The sequence below is a fragment of the Caulobacter sp. FG7 genome, from assembly GCF_057808875.1.
In genome coordinates this window covers 1-16,965 of sequence record NZ_JBMDIW010000007.1, presented here as the reverse complement: position 1 = coordinate 16,965, position 16,965 = coordinate 1, and the positions used below count along the sequence as shown (strand labels likewise).

General features: G+C 69.8%; 12 protein-coding genes, 1 tRNA gene and 2 pseudogenes. 5 read left to right on the top strand and 10 right to left on the bottom strand.

Annotation, left to right across the window (positions count from 1 at the left end):
* Positions 1 to 149 precede the first annotated feature (149 nt).
* Complete coding sequence (locus tag ACODR1_RS07360; RefSeq protein ID WP_488879872.1) at positions 150 to 2,819, top strand: PAS domain S-box protein; 2,670 nt, start codon at positions 150 to 152, stop codon at positions 2,817 to 2,819.
* Positions 2,820 to 2,894: 75 nt separating this feature from the next.
* Positions 2,895 to 4,562: an MFS transporter gene (locus tag ACODR1_RS07355; RefSeq protein ID WP_488879871.1), complete on the top strand. Its 1,668-nt coding sequence runs from the start codon at positions 2,895 to 2,897 to the stop codon at positions 4,560 to 4,562.
* Between the two features lie 41 nt (positions 4,563 to 4,603).
* On the opposite strand, the gene ACODR1_RS07350 is transcribed toward ACODR1_RS07355, so the two are convergent.
* The 3 genes from ACODR1_RS07350 to ACODR1_RS07340 all read right to left on the bottom strand — a co-directional run bounded on the left by ACODR1_RS07350 (position 4,604) and on the right by ACODR1_RS07340 (position 8,362).
* A complete protein-coding gene (locus ACODR1_RS07350; protein WP_488879870.1) occupies positions 4,604 to 6,340 on the bottom strand; it encodes a heparinase II/III family protein in 1,737 nt (578 codons plus the stop codon).
* Positions 6,341 to 6,349: 9 nt separating this feature from the next.
* Positions 6,350 to 7,009 carry a ribulose-phosphate 3-epimerase gene (gene rpe, locus ACODR1_RS07345; RefSeq protein ID WP_058348977.1) on the bottom strand — a complete coding sequence of 220 codons (660 nt, stop codon included), beginning with the start codon at positions 7,007 to 7,009 and terminating at the stop codon, positions 6,350 to 6,352.
* Between the two features lie 69 nt (positions 7,010 to 7,078).
* Positions 7,079 to 8,362 (bottom strand): RsmB/NOP family class I SAM-dependent RNA methyltransferase, encoded by a 1,284-nt coding sequence (locus ACODR1_RS07340; RefSeq protein WP_488879869.1) that lies wholly within the window; start codon positions 8,360 to 8,362, stop codon positions 7,079 to 7,081.
* A gap of 78 nt (positions 8,363 to 8,440) precedes the next feature.
* Here ACODR1_RS07340 and ACODR1_RS07335 point away from each other — a divergent pair, with 78 nt between their 5' ends.
* Positions 8,441 to 8,674 carry a DUF1674 domain-containing protein gene (locus ACODR1_RS07335; protein ID WP_488879868.1) on the top strand — a complete coding sequence of 78 codons (234 nt, stop codon included), beginning with the start codon at positions 8,441 to 8,443 and terminating at the stop codon, positions 8,672 to 8,674.
* 262 nt (positions 8,675 to 8,936) lie between these two features.
* On the opposite strand, the pseudogene mscL reads toward ACODR1_RS07335, so the two are convergent.
* The 7 genes and pseudogenes from mscL to aroA form a co-directional block, all read right to left on the bottom strand.
* Positions 8,937 to 9,347, bottom strand: a pseudogene (mscL, locus tag ACODR1_RS07330) (large-conductance mechanosensitive channel protein MscL); the annotation flags it as partial.
* An 81-nt stretch (positions 9,348 to 9,428) separates the two neighbouring features.
* Entirely contained in the window at positions 9,429 to 9,710 is a 282-nt protein-coding gene (locus ACODR1_RS07325; RefSeq protein WP_058348974.1) for an integration host factor subunit beta, read from the bottom strand.
* An 87-nt stretch (positions 9,711 to 9,797) separates the two neighbouring features.
* Complete coding sequence (locus tag ACODR1_RS07320; protein WP_488879867.1) at positions 9,798 to 11,762, bottom strand: DUF3857 domain-containing protein; 1,965 nt, start codon at positions 11,760 to 11,762, stop codon at positions 9,798 to 9,800.
* Positions 11,763 to 11,903: 141 nt separating this feature from the next.
* Complete coding sequence (gene rpsA, locus ACODR1_RS07315; RefSeq protein WP_101720493.1) at positions 11,904 to 13,613, bottom strand: 30S ribosomal protein S1; 1,710 nt, start codon at positions 13,611 to 13,613, stop codon at positions 11,904 to 11,906.
* A gap of 149 nt (positions 13,614 to 13,762) precedes the next feature.
* The gene (cmk, locus tag ACODR1_RS07310; protein ID WP_488879866.1) at positions 13,763 to 14,395 is read right to left on the bottom strand and encodes a (d)CMP kinase; all 633 of its coding nucleotides are present in this window, start codon (positions 14,393 to 14,395) and stop codon (positions 13,763 to 13,765) included.
* A 16-nt stretch (positions 14,396 to 14,411) separates the two neighbouring features.
* Positions 14,412 to 14,506: pseudogene (locus ACODR1_RS07305) on the bottom strand (hypothetical protein); the annotation flags it as partial.
* 7 nt (positions 14,507 to 14,513) lie between these two features.
* Entirely contained in the window at positions 14,514 to 15,854 is a 1,341-nt protein-coding gene (aroA, locus tag ACODR1_RS07300; RefSeq protein ID WP_488879865.1) for a 3-phosphoshikimate 1-carboxyvinyltransferase, read from the bottom strand.
* Between the two features lie 117 nt (positions 15,855 to 15,971).
* On the opposite strand from aroA, the gene ACODR1_RS07295 reads away from it, so the two are divergent.
* Together ACODR1_RS07295 and ACODR1_RS07290 are read left to right on the top strand one after the other, a co-directional pair.
* Positions 15,972 to 16,442, top strand: coding sequence for a TIGR02300 family protein (locus ACODR1_RS07295; protein ID WP_101720490.1), 471 nt, complete (start codon positions 15,972 to 15,974; stop codon positions 16,440 to 16,442).
* A 210-nt stretch (positions 16,443 to 16,652) separates the two neighbouring features.
* Positions 16,653 to 16,728: transfer RNA gene (locus ACODR1_RS07290), tRNA-Ala, on the top strand.
* Positions 16,729 to 16,965: the final 237 nt, after the last annotated feature.

The following is a 16,965-nucleotide window of genomic DNA, read 5'->3' as shown; positions in this document are numbered from 1 at the left end:
GGGGTTTTTGCTTTGTCGGCCTCCCCTGGCGCGATTTTCGTCCCGGGCAAAGCGAACGGCGCTAGATTTCTCGCGCTCAGCGCGCCGGCGCCAACCTTAAGTTTACCCTTGGTCGCGACAATCCGCCTCACCTTCCGCCGGGAGCTGGGATGTCCTCGCCGCGCTCGCCAGACACGCCGCCCGCGCCTCTGAGCCAGGCCGAGAGCGCGCAATGGTTCTTCGAGAACGCCCACGACCTGTTCGCAGTCGTGGCCGAGGGGCGTTTCGCCACCGTCAATCCCGCCTGGACCCGCCTGACCGGCTGGACCGCCGCCGACCTGATCGGCCAGCCGCCCCTGAAGTTCGTCGATCCCGCCGACCACCACGAGCTGCTGGAATCCGGCAAGGTGATCCAGGGCATGGGCGGGGCGGTGTTCCGCGTCCGCATGATCTGCAAGGACGACCGCCGCATCTGGCTCGAGGCCCACGCGCGCCTGGGCCCGGCCGGCGAGATCGTCGGCACGCTGCGCGACGTCTCGGCCGAGGTCGCCCGCAAGGCCGAACAGGCCGTTTCCCGCCGCACCCGCGAGATGCTGGCCTCGGCCGCCGGGGTCGGCGTGTGGAGCTTCGATCCCGTCGCCGACCGCATCGAGTGGTCGAGCGACATTCTCAGCCTCACCGGTCTGCGTCCCGAGGAAGTGTCGACGCCCGAGGCCTTCTACGCCCGGCTCGACGAGCCCGAGCGCGGTCGCGTGCGCGCCACCTTCGCCCGCGCCGTGCGCACCGGCCAGGGCGGCACGATCGAGCACCACATGCGCGGGGCCACCGGCCAGAAGTTCGCCTTCCGCGCCACCTTCCAGACCGAGCCGCGGCCCGGCGGCGTCTTCGCCCTGCGCGGCATCTCGCAGAACATCACCGACGTCGCCCGCGACCGCGACCTGGCCCGCTGGGGCGAGGAGAAGGCCCGCAAGCTGGTCGAGGGCGCGCCCTTCGCCGTGGCCCTCTACGACCGCGAACTGCGCCTGACCGTGGTCAGCCCACGCTTCCTCGACATCTTCCAGGCCACCGAGGCCGAGGTCATCGGCAAGTCGCTGCACGAACTGACCTACGGCGTGCGCAAGCGCTTCGTCGCCGCCGTCGAGCGCGCCCTGACCGGCCAGACGGTCGTCCGCCGCGAGGACAGCCTGACCGACGGGCACGGCCGCGAGCATCGCCTGCGCTGGGAGGCCCGCCCCTGGCGCGACGCCACCGGCGCCATCGCCGGCGTCATCACCTACATGGACGACGTCACCGCCCTGACCGAGGCTCGCCGCGAGGCGCGCGCCAACGCCCGGCGACTGAAGACCGCCCTGGGCGCGGCCCAGGCCGGGGTCTACGAGATCGACCACGTCGAAAAGACCTTCTGGGGCTCGCCGGAGTTCCACCGCATCCTGGGCCAGCGCATCACCTTCGACGACGTGCGCCAGGCGATCTGGCCGATGATCCGCTCCGAGGACGTGGCGGCCGTCTACGCCGCCGGCGCCGTCGGCCGCTGGGGCGAGCGGGCCTTCGACGCCCGGGTGGTGCGCCCCAACGGCGAGGAGCGCTGGATCCGCCTGTTCCACGAGATCCGTCGCGACGCCTCGGGCCGGGTCAGCAAGGCCTACGGCCTGGTGCTCGACATCGACGAGCAGAAGCGCGCCGAACTGGCCCTGGTGGAGGCCGAGCGCGCCGCCCAGGCCGCCAACGAGGCCAAGGCCCAGTTCCTGGCCAATATGAGCCACGAGATCCGCACGCCGATGAACGGGGTGCTTGGGGTCATCCACCTGCTCAAGCGCCAGGGCCTGTCGGCCGAAGCCGACCACCTGCTGGGCGAAGCCCTGGCCTGCGGGCGCATGCTGTCGACCCTGCTGGACGACATCATCGACTTCTCGCGCATCGAGGCTGGTCGCCTGGACGTGGCTCCCGAGCCGATCGACCCGGCCGACCTCGTCCACAGCGTCGCGCGCCTGCTGCGCGCCCAGGCCGAGCACAAGGGTCTGGCCCTGGTGGTCGACGCGCCGGACCACGGCGTCGTGCTGGCCGACCCGACCCGCCTGCGCCAGGCCCTGTTCAACCTGGTGGGCAACGCCGTGAAGTTCACCCTGTCGGGCTCGGTCTCGCTGCGCCTGCGGCGGGCGGACGGAGACAGGCTGGTGTTCGAGGTTTCCGACACCGGCGTGGGCATTCCGCAGGAAGCCCAGCAGCGCCTGTTCCAGCGCTTCCAGCAGGCCGACGCCAGCACCACCCGGCGGTTCGGCGGTTCGGGCCTGGGCCTGGCCATCACCCGGCGCCTGGCCCAGATGATGGGCGGCGAGGTCGAGTTCAGCTCGGTCGAGGGCGAGGGCTCGACCTTCAGCCTGTCGATCAGCGCCCCGCCGGTGCAGACGGCGCCGCGCGACGAGGCCGCAGGCGACAAGATGCTGGAGGGCCTCAAGGTGCTGGTCGTCGAGGACAACCCCACCAACCGCATGGTCGCCCGCCGGATCCTGGAGATGCTGGGCGCCGACGTCGAGACGGCCGAGGACGGGCTGTCGGGCGTGGAGGCGGCGATGCGCGGCTTCGACCTGATCCTGATGGACGTGCAGATGCCCGGCGTCGACGGCCTGGAGGCCGCCCGCCGCATCCGCGCCCTGCCCGGCCCGATCGGCGCCACCCCGATCGTGGCCCTGACCGCCAACGTCCTGGCCCACCAGAGGGCAACCTATCTGGCGGCCGGCATGAACGGCGTGGCGGCCAAGCCGATCTCGCCCACCGCCCTGCTGGCCGAAATCGTCCGGGTGGCCGAAGCCGCCGGCGCCGCCGAGACCGCCGCCGCCTGACGACGCGGAACGACCGGCGCCCTTTTCAGCGACCAGCGTTACGGTCTAATCCTCCTGCCAACCAGGGGGATCCGCATGACGGACACGACAGCCGGCGCCGATCAGAAGAAGGGCGCGTCGATGCGCACGGTGGTGGCGGCCTCGTCGGCCGGCACGGCCTTCGAGTGGTACGACTTCTTCATCTTCGGCAGCCTGGCCCAGGTCATTTCCAAGACCTTCTTCACGGGCCTGTCCGACACCGCCGGCTACGTGGCGGCCCTGGCCCTGTTCGGGGTCGGCTTCGCCTTCCGGCCGCTGGGCGCCCTGGTGTTCGGCAAGATCGGCGACCAGGCCGGCCGCAAGGGGGCGTTCCTGGCCACGGTGTTGCTGATGGGCGGAGCCACCTTCGCCATCGCCCTCCTGCCCACCTTCCAGCAGGCAGGGATCATCGCCCCGATCCTGCTGATCATCCTGCGCTGCGTGCAGGGCTTCGCGCTGGGCGGCGAGTACGGCGGCGCGGCGATCTACGTGGCCGAGCACTCGCCGCCCGGTCAGCGCGGCCGGGCGACCTCGTGGGTGCAGAGCTCGGCGTCGCTGGGCCTGTTCGCGGCGCTGCTCGTCATCCTGGCCACCCGCTGGCTGCTGGGCGCCCTGGTGGGCCCGGACGCCTTCGACGCCTGGGGCTGGCGCATCCCCTTCGCCGTCTCGATCGGCCTGCTGGCGGTCTCGGTGTGGATGCGCCTGAAACTCAGCGAAAGCCCGACCTTCGCCAAGATGAAGGAGGAGGGCGCGGCGTCCAAGGCGCCCTATGCCGAGGCCTTCGGCCAGTGGAAGAACCTCAAGCTGGTGCTGCTGGCCTTCTTCGCCGTCATGTCGGCGCAAGGGGCGGTCTGGTACACCACCTTCTTCTACATCCAGACCTTCATGGAGAAGTTCCTCAAGGTCGCCCCCGGCACGATCAACGCCCTGATGATGGCGGCCGCGGCGGTCAGCGCGGTGCTGTACGTCGTGTTCGGCGCCCTGTCGGACAGGATCGGCCGCAAGCCGGTGATGCTGGGCGGCATGGCCCTGGCCCTCGTCTTCTACTTCCCCGGTTTCCACCTGCTGGAAAAGGCCGCCAACCCGGCACTGGCCGAGGCCTCGGCCCGTGCGCCGGTCAGCGTCACCGCCGATCCGGCCGACTGCGCCCTGCAGTTCGACCCCATCGGCAAGGCCGCCTTCGTCTCGTCCTGCGACATCGCCAAGAGCGCCCTGGCCAATGCGGGGGTCTCCTACGCCAACCACGCCGGCCCGGCCGGATCGCCGGCGATCATCCAGGTGGGCGAAACGCGCATCGTCTCCAGGAGCGCCACAGGCCTGCCGGCCGCCGAGGCCAAGGCGGTCAAGACCGCCGGCGAGGCCGCCATCAAGGCGGCGCTGGCCGAGGCCGGCTATCCCACCGCCGCCGATCCGGCGCGGATGAACCTGCTGGGCGTATTCGGCGTGCTGCTGGTGTTCGTGGTCGGAGCCACCGCCCTTTACGGCCCGCTGGCCGCCGCCCTGGTCGAGCTGTTCCCGACCCGCGTGCGCTACACCGCCCTGTCGCTGCCCTATCATATCGGCACGGGCTGGATCGGCGGCTTCGTGCCGTTCAGCGCCTTCGCCATCGTGGCGGCAGTAGGCGATATCTACGCCGGGCTCTGGTACCCGGTGATCTTCACCCTCATCAGCGTGCTGGTGACGGCGTTCCTGCTGCCGGAGACGAAGAACCGGTCGCTGGATTGAGGCGACCAAAAAGAACCTCTCCCTCTGGGAGAGGGGAATTTCTAGTGATCCGTCGCCCGGGCGAGCTTCCAGCGGATCTTGGCGCCCTTTTCGGCGCGGACCTGGCTCTTTAGCACGATCACCCCGGCCTGGCGGGCATGGCCGTGGTCGAAGTGGGGGGCGGCCAAGACCGCGACGTCGGGCGCGTCGTTGCGCAGCCACCAGCCGACGTTGGACGGCCCCTTGATGAGTACGCTCTTGCCGTCGCGCGCCAGCGAGGCGCGGGCGTTGGGGTGCAGGTGGAAGCTGATCTTGAACGGGTGATAGCGGCGCGGGCCGTCGAGCTTGGCCTCGGCCATCGGGATCAGGCTGTCCTCGCCCCGCAGCTCGTCGGCGGCCAGATCCAGGAACAGGCGGCGGGCGTGCTTGAGCCCCAGGCGCCGCCAGCCGTCGTGCACGATGTCGAGCCACACCCCCTGCTCGCCGTCATGGCGGCGGGACTCGACGCTGGTCGCGCCGTCGACCAGCCAGGGGCCCAGCGCCGCGGCCCGGAAGCCCGACAGCGGCCGCCCGGCCGAGCCCTCGCCCACCGACACCGTCGAGGCCGCGTCGGAGAGACGGAAAGCCTGGGCGTTGGCCGCCTCGGGGCTCCAGCCGCTGGAGGTGATCAGCCGGTCCTTGCCGCAGACGATCTCCAGCGCCGCCGGCTGGGCGCAGGCCGCCCGGCTGAGCGCGCCGATCGGCGGCGCGCCGGCGTCGGCCAGCACCTGGATCGTACCGCCCTGCATCTTCTGGAAGCCGGCGTGCGGCATGTCCATCGGCGGCCGAGGACCATGATCGTCATGGGCCAGGGCGGCGGCGATGCGAGTCGGCTCGACGGTCTCGCCACCGTGGAAGGCCGCCAGCTTGCCGTCGGCCAGGGTGAAGAAGCGCAGGCCCGACGACAGCCGGTCGATGGCCCGGCTGACCCCCTCGGGGGTCGGCCGGCCGCGCTGGCCCAGGGCGTCGTCGAGGGTCAGCAGGTCGAACAGGAGCTCCAGCCCGGCCTCGGGCGAGCGCGAGGCGTGGCCGCCGTCGGCCAGGACGATGGCGTCGATCTCGCGGGCGACGCGGCGCAGGCCCTCGGCCATCAGCCGGTCGGCCGCCTTGCCCACCAAGGCCGCGCCGGCCACCGCGACCACGATCGCCCGCTCCAGGGCGCGGTCGGGGGCGTCGGAGGCCTTCATCAGCTGGCGGGCGCCGCGGGCGATGTCCAGCGCCAGGGCGGCGCTCTCGGCGTCCGAGGCGCCGGGCGACAGGGTCTTGGCCGCGCAGGCCAGGTGGAAGGTGCGGCGCTCCAGGCACTCGCCCGACCACGAAAAGCCGTTCCAGGTTCCGAACACCCGGCGCCAGTCCTGGATCAGGCGCAGGGCCCGGCGTGCGCCCTCGGGGCCATGCACCAGCAGTCCCGGCAGCCAGTCGAAGCGGTGCAGCGCCACGGCGAAGGCGCGCGAGGGGCTCGGGGTGTCGAAGGGGTCGCCCTCGGCGCCGACCTTCAGGCTCTCGTCGTGCAGGGTCAGCACGCCGTCCAACAGCTGGCGCCCGCGCTGGGCGTCGACGGGACGGGGATCGTGCGGCCGGCCCGACAGGCCGACGGGGCGCGGGGCGGTGATCACGGCGCGGTGCGGCGGCGAGCCGAACCACTCGCGCTCGACGGCCGCGCGGGCCGAGGCGGCGATCGACCGCGACAACACGACTCCGCGCCGCAGGGGACGCCCGGCGGGCCTGGAGGCGGAGGGCGAGGCGGGCGCGCCGTTCATGCGGTGGCGTCAGTCCCCTTTGAGCGCGCGGATGTTGGCGGCGTAGGCGTCCGGGCCGCCCTTGAACACCGCCGAGCCGGCCACCAGAGCCGTGGCGCCGGCGGCCACGCATTGCGGCGCGGTGACCGGGGTCACGCCGCCGTCGACTTCCAGGATGATGTCCAACCCTTGCGCATCGATCAGCTTGCGCAGGGCTTCCACCTTGCGCAGCTGGCCCGGGATGAAGCTCTGGCCGCCGAAGCCGGGGTTGACCGACATGACCAGCACTAGGTCGACGTCCTCGAGGATCCATTCGACGTGGTCGAGGCTGGTCGAGGGGTTGAACACCACCCCGGCCTTTGCGCCCAGCTGGCGGATGCGCTTCAAGGAGCGGTGCAGGTGCGGGCCGGCTTCCGGGTGGATGCTGATGATGTCGGCCCCGGCCTCGCGGAAGGCTTCCAGGTAGGGATCGGCCGGGCTGATCATCAGGTGCACGTCGAACGGGATCTTGGCGTGCGGCCGGATGGCTTTGACGATGTCGGGACCCAGCGTGATGTTCGGCACGAAATGGCCGTCCATGACGTCGACATGCACCCAGTCGGCGCCGGCCGCCTCGATGGCGGCCACTTCGGCGCCCAACTTGGCGAAGTCGGAGGCGAGGATCGACGGGGCGATGATCGGCGCGGTCATAGTATCCCTGAATTACCGGTCAAAGGCTCAAGCTACAAGCGAGTGAAAGCCGGGTTTGGCTCCCTTGCTCTACTTCGCCTTCACGAAACGGGCCGCGAAGAAGCCGTCCTGGCCGCCTTCGCGATGATGGGGCAGCAGGCGCAGCGTCCCGCGGGCGGTCAGGCTGGCCTCCGGAGCGCCGCCCTCGCCGGCCGCGATCGGGGCCAGCGAGAAGTCCGGATGGCGCGCGAGGAAGGCCTCGACCTGGGCCTCGCCCTCCTCCGGCTCCAGCGAGCAGACGCAGTAGACGAGGCGGCCGCCGGGCGCTGTGCGCTTCGCCGCGCTGTCCAGCAGGGCCGACTGCACGGTCGCCAGGCTGGCCACGTCGCCCGGGCGCGCGGCCCACAGCACGTCGGGATGGCGGCGGAAGGTGCCGGTGGCCGAGCACGGGGCGTCCAGCAGCACGGCGTCGAAGGTGCGCTCGTCGGCCCAGGTCGCGGCGTCGGCGGCCACGACCTCGGCCTCCAGGCCCATGCGCGCGAGGTTCTCGCCCACGCGCTTGAGGCGGGCGGCCGAACGGTCGACGGCCACGACCTTGGCGCCGGCGGCGGCCAACTGCAGGGTCTTGCCGCCCGGAGCGGCGCAGAGGTCGACCGCGGTCTCGCCCGGCTTCACGTCCAACAGGCGCGCGGGAATGGCGGCGGCGGCGTCCTGCACCCACCAGCTCCCCAGCTCGAAGTCGGGCCAGCCGGCGACGTCGCCACGACGGCGGGTGCGCAGGGTGTCGCCCGGCAGGACCTCGGCCTCCAGGGCCTCGGCGAGCGCCGCAAGATCGGTCCCGGGCTTCACGGAAAGGTCGGTGGCCGGTTCCTCGGCCACCACGGCGGCCAGGGCGCGGGCGTCGTCCTGGCCCCAGGCGGCGGTCCAGCGGGCGAACAGCCACGGCGGCACCAGCGCGGCAGGATCGTCGGCCGGCGCGCCGTCGCGCAGCAGACCGCGCAGCACGGCGTTGACCAGGCCCTTGAACGGACGGCTGGCCTTGTTGGCGCCGGCCAGCTCGACGCTGGTGGCCACGGCCGCGAAGGCGGGCACGTCGAGGAAGAAGGCCTGGGTGGCGCCCAGGCGCAGCAGGTTGCGCACGCGCGGCGGCGGCTCCTTGCTGAGCTTGGCGGCGAGAGCCCGGTCGACGGGTCCCAGGCGGCGCAGGGCGGCCATGGCGAGGGCGCGCGCGAAGGCGCGCTCACGCGGCTCCAGGGCGCGGAAAGCGTTGGTCGTCGCGGCCTCGTCGAGGCCGCCGCGGCGCGAAAGGGCCGCGTCGAGTAGGGCGAGGGCCGCTTCCCGGGCGGGAAGGCCGTCGTTAAGTTCCTGAGTCACCGCCCCGCCGTGCCCCGCAATGAGCGCGAGCGCAAGCCCCTTGGATGATTGATCGACGCTTGCGTGCTATGAAACACCATGTCCGACGATCTTTCTTCCCCGTTTTCCGAGGTTCAGGACCCTGAACTGGCCCGCCTGGGCGCCGCGCCCGGCAAGGATCTGAGCCCCGCCGCCCGCCGCGCGCTGGAAGAGGCCGCCGCCCGCCGCGACGCCGAAGTCGCCGCCTTGCCCGCCGAAAAAGGCGGCCGCGACGGCCCCGAGCCCACCCGCTTCGGCGACTGGGAGCGCAAGGGCGTAGCGGTGGATTTCTAGAAACGAGATGCTCCCCCTGAAGGGGGAGCTGTCGCGAAGCGATTGAGGGGGGTGTCGCCTGTGAGGCAGCATCCGCTTTCACGTCTGCAGGAACTTCCCCCTCCGGCCCTGCGGGCCACCTCCCCCTTCAGGGGGAGGATCCTGGGGATCAGGCCTTCGGCTTGCGCGGAGCAGCAGGCTTCTTGGCCGGAGCCTTGGCCGCGGCAGCCTTCGGCGCCGGCGCAGGCTTTTCGGCAGCCGGAACCGCAGCGGCGACGGCCGGCTTGGCCAGCAGGTCGCGGATCTCGGTCAGCAGCTTTTCTTCCGGCGTCGGAGCGGCCGGGGCCTCGGGGGCCGGTTCGGCGGCGTCGGCGCGGCGGATCTGGTTGACCAGCTTGACCAGCAGGAACACCACAGCCGCGACGATGAAGAACTGGATCAGGGTGTTGATGAAGGCGCCGTATTGGATGGCGACCTTCTCGATCGCCTCGGTGGCCGGATCCTCGGCGCGCAGCACCCATTCCAGCTTCGAGAAGTCGAGCCCGCCGGTCAGCAGGCCGATCGGCGGCATGATCACCTGGTCGACCAGGCTCTTGACGATGCCGTTGAAGGCCGCGCCGATGATGACGCCGACGGCCAGGTCGATGACGTTGCCGCGGGCGATGAACTCGCGGAATTCCTTGACGATGCTCATGCGCAAAACCCCTCGTGGCTAACCGGAACGCCGAAAGGCTGAGCCGGTTCGCCTAAAGGGGCAAGAGAGTCGGCCGGCCGACTACTCGGCGTTCAGGCGGGCGCGCAGTTCCTTGCCGCTCTTGAAGAACGGCACGTGCTTGGCGCGGACGTCGACGGTTTCACCCGTGCGCGGGTTGCGACCGGCGCGAGCGGGACGCGAACGGACCGACAGGGCCCCGAAGCCGCGCAGCTCGACGCGACCGCCGGCCTCCAGCGCGTTGATCATCCGTTCGAGGATGACGCCGACCACGCGCTCGACGTCCTTCTGCGTCAGGTGCGGGTTTTCGTTCGCGAGCCTGGCGATGAGTTCGGACTTGATCATCGATATCCCCTGCGCCGAGGGAGCGGCGCGCCGCGACCTTTGCCCAAGCAGGCCGGAATCTTCAAGGAAAAGGTTGCGAGCCGTTATCTAAAGGCCCTTCGGCGCCCTGACGATCTCCACGTCGTAGGCGGCCTTGCGGATGGCGGCGTTGGCCGCCTCGACCTGGACGAACGGCAGCTCGCGGGCCTCGCTGCGGCTGACCGTCTCGAAGCGGGCGACGCCGTCGGTCACCTTGGCCGACTTGGTGACGTGGTAGCCGGTGGCGGCGTCCTCGCCGTTGACGCCCTTGACGGTGAAGCCCTCGCCCTTGCCCGGCAGCACCACCTCCATCGTCGTCCGGGCATAGGCCGGATAACGCAGGACGAAGGGCGCGTCGGCGTTGGGCCCCGGCTCGCGACGCGGGAAGGTCGTTCCGCGCCCCTCGCCGCCGCCCAGCTTCAGTTCGCGCACGCCGAGGTCGTCGTTCAGGCGCCATTCCGGCGTGCTGGTCCCGCTCATCACGACCTTCAGCTCGCCGTCTTCGGCCTTCGTCCAGTCGACGGTCTCCAGCGTGATCCAGCTGGAGGTCTTGGAGATGCTCTGCTTGAGCGCGCGCTCGACATCGGCCTTGGGCGCGGTTTCCAGCGAACGGCTGAAGGCCCGGGCCGCGTCGCCGCGCATCAGCATCTCGACCCGCACCGGCGCAGGCTTGTCGAGCCCGGCGGAGGCGTCGATGTGCAGCTTGGTCTCGGTCTGGGCCTGGCTCAGCGGCGGCTGCTCGATCGGTTCCAGGCCCGCGCCCTTGGCGCGCACCGGCAGGGCCCAGCGGAAGCTCGGCGGACGCATCTGGTCGAGGCCGCCCTTGTCGCCGGAGCGCGTGCCGTCCAGCCAGTAGCTCTTACCGTCGATGCGGGCGCGCACGATGATGTGGTTGAACTGGCCGGCGGCGGCGACCCGCTCGTCCATGCCGTCGCCGCTGGTGGTCGAGACGATGGCCGGCTCGGCGTCCACGCCCAGGCCGCGCAGCAGGGCCAGCAGCAGCACCGTCTTGCCCTTGCAGTCGCCGAAGCGCCGCGCCCAGGTCTCGTCGGCCGGCGCGGGACGATAGCCGCCGTCGCCCATGCTGAGCGCCAGGTAGCGGGTCTTGTCCTCGACCAGTTGCAGCGCGGCGAAGGTGCGTTCCTTGGGGTCCTTGGTCTGGGCGGCGATGCGGGCGATCTCGGCCCGCACCGGCGAATCCGGCGCCAGCTGCGCGGCCTTGTCGTAGAGGGGATACATGCGCCGCGAGATCTCGGCCCAGTCGGCATAGGTCGAGGCCTGCAGCTCGCCCACCCGCAGGAAGCGCAGCGGCGCGCCGGCCGGGGCCTTCGGCGCCTCGGCGTCGGTCAGGTCGACGCTCAACCGCGTGAAGCCGCCCGCCTTGGCGACCGTCGGCTGCGGGAAGCCGGTCGTGGCCTTCCAGATCACCGGATTGTCCTGCGGCCACTCGATGCGCACCCGGTAGCGGCCGATCTTGTCGCCCCAGCCCATGCGCTCGAAGGTCTGGCCGCGGTTGTCGAGCAGCGGCTCGGTGCGGTGGACGGTGTAGGCCCAGTCGACCACGTCGCCGACCTGCAGGTCCTTGATCTGGACGCTGGCGGTCAGGCGGCCGTCGAGCATGGCCCGCTCGAGATTGGTCTCGCGGCGGATCACCAGCACGTCCTTGCCGCCCTGCAGGAGGTCGATGACCTGGTCGCCGCGGCGGATGGCCAGGGTGTGCAGGGTGACCGTCTCGGCGGTCGGGTTCCACGACACCGCGCGCGAGCCGGAACCCGACAGCCCCTCGGTCTTCACGATGCGGACGACCCGTCGGTTGTAGAAGGTCCCGCCCGAGCGCTCGAGCCGGGTCTGGCTGTCGTCGAGCAGCACCTGGGTGGCGGGGGTCTCGGGTCCGGGCTGGATGGCGGGGATGGCCGCGACGTCCACCCAGGCGGCGGGCGCGGCGTAGACGGGCTTGTCGGCGGCGGCGGCGTGGCCGGCCCACATGGCGGCCATGGCGGCGGCCGGAAGCACCAGCGCGGAAGACTTGAACATGGGGCGCCCCTGCCAACTACTCAGACAAGCGGGACCATACAATCCCAGGGCGCAGGGCCAAGAGTACGCGCAAAAGAAAAACGGCGGTCGGATTGCTCCGACCGCCGCCTGTCTTCAGCTTAAACCCGTGAGGGAGAAAGCTTAGTCCTTCGTGGCGCGCTCGCGCAGAGCGGCGCCCAGGATGTCGCCCAGCGAAGCGCCGGAGTCCGACGAGCCGAACTGCTCGATGGCTTCCTTTTCTTCGGCCATTTCCAGCGACTTGATCGACAGCGAGACGCGGCGAGCAGCCTTGTCCACGTTGGTGATCTGAGCGTCGACGCGGTCACCCACGGCGAAGCGCTCGGGGCGCTGTTCCTGACGATCGCGCGACAGGTCCGACTTGCGGATGAAGGCGGTCATCGGGGCGTCGTCTTCACCGAAGCGGACTTCGATGCCGCCCGAGGTGACTTCCGTGACGGTGACGGTCACGGTCTGGTTCTTGCGGAAGGTGTCGCCCGACATCGGGTCGCCAGCCAGCTGCTTGATGCCCAGCGAGATGCGTTCCTTCTCGATGTCGACGTCGAGAACCTTCGCCTTGACCACGTCGCCCTTCTTGTAGCGAGCCATGGCTTCTTCGCCGGCGACGCTCCAGTCGATGTCCGACAGGTGCACCATGCCGTCGATGTCGTTGTCGAGGCCGACGAACAGACCGAATTCGGTCGCGTTCTTGACTTCGCCTTCGACGGTCGAACCGATCGGGTGAGCCTCGACGAAGGCTTCCCACGGGTTGGCCAGGGCTTGCTTCAGGCCCAGCGAGACGCGGCGCTTGGACGGATCGACGTCCAGGACCACGACGTCAACTTCCTGCGAGGTCGACACGATCTTGCCGGGGTGGACGTTCTTCTTGGTCCACGACATTTCCGACACGTGCACCAGGCCTTCAACGCCGGCTTCCAGCTCCACGAAGGCGCCGTAGTCGGTAATGTTGGTGATGCGGCCGGTGAACTTGGCGCCGACCGGGTACTTGGCTTCAACGCCATCCCACGGATCCGACTGCAGCTGCTTCATGCCGAGGCTGATGCGCTGGGTGTCCGGGTTGATCTTGACGATCTGGACCTTCACGGTGTCGCCCACGGCGAGCACCTGGCTCGGGTGGTTGACGCGCTTCCAGCTCATGTCGGTGACGTGCAGCAGGCCGTCGATGCCGCCCAGGTCGACGAACGCACCGTAGTCGGTGATGTTCTTGACGACGCCTTCGCGGATTTCACCCTCTTGCAGCTGCGACACCAGTTCGGTGCGCTGCTCGGCGCGGGCTTCTTCCAGGATGGCGCGACGCGAGACGACGATGTTGCCGCGCGGACGGTCCATCTTCAGGATGGCGAAGGGCTGTTCCTTGCCCATCAGCGGGCCGACGTCGCGGACCGGACGGATGTCGACTTGCGAGCCCGGCAGGAAGGCCGAGGCGCCGCCGAGGTCGACGGTGAAGCCACCCTTCACGCGGCCGACGATCGCGCCCATGACGGGTTCGTTCTTGGCGTAGACGCCTTCCAGGCGGGTCCAGGCTTCTTCGCGCTTGGCCTTTTCGCGGCTGATCACCGCTTCGCCCATGGCGTTTTCGAGGCGCTCGAGGAAGACTTCGACGGTGTCGCCGACCTTGATGGTCGCCTTGCCGGCTTCGTCGACGCCGAATTCCTTCAGCTGGACGCGGCCTTCGGTCTTCAGACCGACGTCGATGATCGCGAAGTCCTTCTCGATCCCAACGACCTTGCCCTTGACCACGGAGCCTTCCGCGAAGTCGCGGCCGCCCATGGAGTCGTTGAGGAGCGCTTCGAAATCGTCGCGCGTGGGGTTGAAGCTCATATCGTCAGCCATGCTGATCTAAGGTCTCTGGGTTGTGGGAAGCCCTGCGATGAGCGCCGTCGGATGACGGTTCTCGGGATTCCGGGTGAAGTGATTTTGATGCGATCCGGCGCTTCCAAAGCGGCGGCGAGGCGGGCGTTAGATTGGCCCTTGGAGTTTCCTCACCGGGCGCGCGCCGTCTCGACGATGCGGAGAGCCGCATCGAAGGCCTGGGATATAGTCATTTCCGACGTATCTAGCAAGATAGCGTCCACAGCCTGGGTCATGGGCGCGTCCTTGCGGCCGCCGTCGCGCTCGTCGCGCTTACGGATATCGGCCAGGATCTCGTCGAAGGTGACGCTCTCGCCTTGCCCGGTCAGCTGTTTCCAGCGGCGATCGGCCCGCACCTCGGCGCTGGCGGTGACATAGAGCTTGGCCGGCGCCTCGGGGGCGATGACCGTGCCGATGTCGCGACCATCAAGCACCGCGCCGCCTTGCTGACCAGCGAAGGCGCGCTGCAGGTCGAACAGGGCCGAGCGGACGCCCGGATGCACGGCCACGCGGCTTGCGGCCTCGCCGGCGGCGCGGGTGCGCACTTCCGGCTTTTCCAGTTCCGACAGGTCCAGGCCGCGGGCCGAGGCCTCGGCCGCGGCGGCGTCGTCAAGGTCGCCGCCGGCGTCCAGCAGCCGCACGCCCACCGCGCGATAGAGCAGGCCGGTGTCCAGCATCGGCAGGCCGTAGTGGGCCGCCAGGCGCGAGGCGATGGTGCCCTTGCCCGAGGCGGCAGGACCGTCGACGGCGATGATGAAGGCCATGGATTGGCTCCGTGCGTCGCCCTCGCCCTTCGACAAGCTCAGGGTGAGGACGAATGGACAGGCCGGTCAGTAGAAACCCTCATCCTGAGCCTGTCGAAGGACGAGGGTTTCGCTGGCCTCAGGCCTCGACGATCGAGCCGCCCAGGCCCGTCATCAGCGACACGAAGCCGGGGAAGCTGGTGGCGATCATGCCCGGCTCGTCGATCTCGACGGGCTCCTGGGCGGCCAGGCCCAGGATCAGGTGGCTCATGGCGATGCGGTGATCGCCGTGGGTGATCACCTTGCCGCCGCCCCGCACCGGATGGTTGCCGCCCTTCGTGCCGACCACGGTCATGCCTTCGGGCTCTTCCTCGACCATCACGCCGCAGGCCTGCAGGCCTGCCGCCGTCAGGGCGATGCGGTCGCTTTCCTTGACCCGCATCTCGCCGATGCCGCGCATGACGGTCGGGCCGTCGGCGAAGGCGGCCGCGACGGCCAGGATCGGGTATTCGTCGATCATCGCCGGCGCCCGCTCGGGCGGCACGACCACGCCCTTGAGCTGGGAGTAGCGGGCGGTGATGTCGCCGACGTCCTCGCCGCTCTCGACTCGGACGTTCGAGATGGTCAGGTCCGCGCCCATCTCCTGCAGCGTCGTGAAGAGGCCGGTGCGCAGCACGTTGAGCATCACGCCCTCGACGGTCACTTCCGAGCCGGGGACGATCAGGCCGGCGACCAGCGGGAAGGCGGCCGAGGACGGGTCGCCCGGCACCTGCACGTGCGTGCCCTTTAGCTTCTGGCCTTCGGGCAGGCGCACGTGGCGCACGACATGGTCGCCGCTGGGCTTGTCCTCGACGATCACCTCGGCCCCGAAGGCGCGCAGCATCCGCTCGGTGTGATCGCGGGTGGCTTCCGGCTCGATCACCTCGACGCCGCCCTCGGCGTGCAGGCCGGCCAGCAGCACGGCCGACTTCACCTGGGCCGAGGCCATGGGCAGGGTGTAGACGAGGCCGCGCAGGGCGCCGCCCTTCAGGGTCAGGGGCAGGCGGCCCTTGTCGCGGCCGAACCAGGTCGCGCCCATGCGGGCCAGCGGATCGAGCACGCGACCCATGGGGCGGCCGCGCAGGCTGGCGTCGCCGGTGAAGGTGGAGCACATGGCGAAGCCTGCCGCCGCGCCCATGATCAACCGCACGCCAGTGCCGGCGTTGCCGCAGTCGATGACGTCCGAGGGTTCGGAAAAGCCGCCCTTGCCCTCGACGCGCCAGCGGCCGACGCCTTCCTTTTCGACGCGCGCGCCGAAGGCCTGCATGGCTCGCGCGGTGGCCAGGACGTCGTCGCCTTCCAGCAGCCCCTCGATGGTGGTCGTGCCGCTCGCCAGAGCGCCCAGGATCATCGAACGGTGCGAAATGGACTTGTCGCCAGGCGCCCGAACCGTACCGCGAAGGCTCCCGCCCGGGGCGCTCTTCAATCCAGCCGTGGTCATGCCGAAACCGGCTCCTTGCAACATAGGTGTTTCGCGAAGGGGTTTGCTTTTGACAGCGGCCTCCCGTCATGGCAAGTCAGCCGCCGCTTTTCCCATCAGGATCAAAGGGTCGCCGCCTTGGCTAATCCCGACTTGGGCGCAAAACAAATCTGCCCCAACTGCCAATCGAAGTTCTACGACCTCAACCGTCGTCCGGCTGTCTGCCCCAAGTGCGGCGAACAGTTCGACCCGGAAGAGGCGCTGAAGTCCCGCCGCGTGCGCGCCCGCGCCATTACGCCGGACTACGACGCCGAGGACGAGAAGGAAGCCCCCGCTCCCAAGGAGCAGGACGGCTACGAGGACGAGGTCGACGAGACCCCGGAAATCGACGAGGCCGCCGAGGCTGACGTCACCGAAGGCGACGACGAGGACGGTGATCCGACCGCCGAACCGTCTCCGGCCGGCGACGACCTGGGCGTCGACTTCGCCGAGGACGAGGACCTGGCCGACGAGGACGGCGACGACGTGCCGTTCCTCGAGGACGAGGACGAAGACGACCTCGGCGACGAGATCGAAGGCCTGCCGGACGGCGAGGACGACGACCGGTAAGACGAATGCGCCGGGGTCGGAGCGATCCGACCCCGGTCTTTCGGGTTCTCCACAGCGTTTCGTCGCACCCTGAAAAAAAGTGCGTCGAGGGGCTTGATCCCGGAAAAACCTCGGCATAGGTTCCGCGCCTCTTCGGGGGATAGCCACTCGGAACCGCCGGAGAGACTAAGGAATTCGACAGGAAGTCTTCGTGATTTCCCAGAGAGCCTTGGGGCTATAGCTCAGCTGGTAGAGCGCTTGAATGGCATTCAAGAGGTCAGCGGTTCGACTCCGCTTAGCTCCACCAAGACGGCCGCTTCCCTAAAGGGAGCGGCCGTTTCCATTTTTGGAACCTGCCGAAGACTTGTCGGAAAACTTGCTCCCCGCCTGACGGAGGGGCTTGATCCCGGAAAGGCCTCGACATAGTTTCCGCGCCTCCCCCGGGCGACCATCGGGGAAACCAAGGCTCTCGTTTTTTCAAGAGGCCTCGGGGCTATAGCTCAGCTGGTAGAGCGCTTGAATGGCATTCAAGAGGTCAGCGGTT

Coding starts and splice junctions, on each gene's coding strand:
- ACODR1_RS07335 (WP_488879868.1), top strand. CDS start 8,441: ATGTCCGACGATCTTTCTTCCCCGTTTTCCGAGGTTCAGGACCCTGAA.
- rpe (WP_058348977.1), bottom strand. CDS start 7,009: ATGACCGCGCCGATCATCGCCCCGTCGATCCTCGCCTCCGACTTCGCC.
- ACODR1_RS07355 (WP_488879871.1), top strand. CDS start 2,895: ATGACGGACACGACAGCCGGCGCCGATCAGAAGAAGGGCGCGTCGATG.
- ACODR1_RS07325 (WP_058348974.1), bottom strand. CDS start 9,710: ATGATCAAGTCCGAACTCATCGCCAGGCTCGCGAACGAAAACCCGCAC.
- cmk (WP_488879866.1), bottom strand. CDS start 14,395: ATGGCCTTCATCATCGCCGTCGACGGTCCTGCCGCCTCGGGCAAGGGC.
- rpsA (WP_101720493.1), bottom strand. CDS start 13,613: ATGGCTGACGATATGAGCTTCAACCCCACGCGCGACGATTTCGAAGCG.
- ACODR1_RS07360 (WP_488879872.1), top strand. CDS start 150: ATGTCCTCGCCGCGCTCGCCAGACACGCCGCCCGCGCCTCTGAGCCAG.
- aroA (WP_488879865.1), bottom strand. CDS start 15,854: ATGACCACGGCTGGATTGAAGAGCGCCCCGGGCGGGAGCCTTCGCGGT.
- ACODR1_RS07350 (WP_488879870.1), bottom strand. CDS start 6,340: ATGAACGGCGCGCCCGCCTCGCCCTCCGCCTCCAGGCCCGCCGGGCGT.
- ACODR1_RS07320 (WP_488879867.1), bottom strand. CDS start 11,762: ATGTTCAAGTCTTCCGCGCTGGTGCTTCCGGCCGCCGCCATGGCCGCC.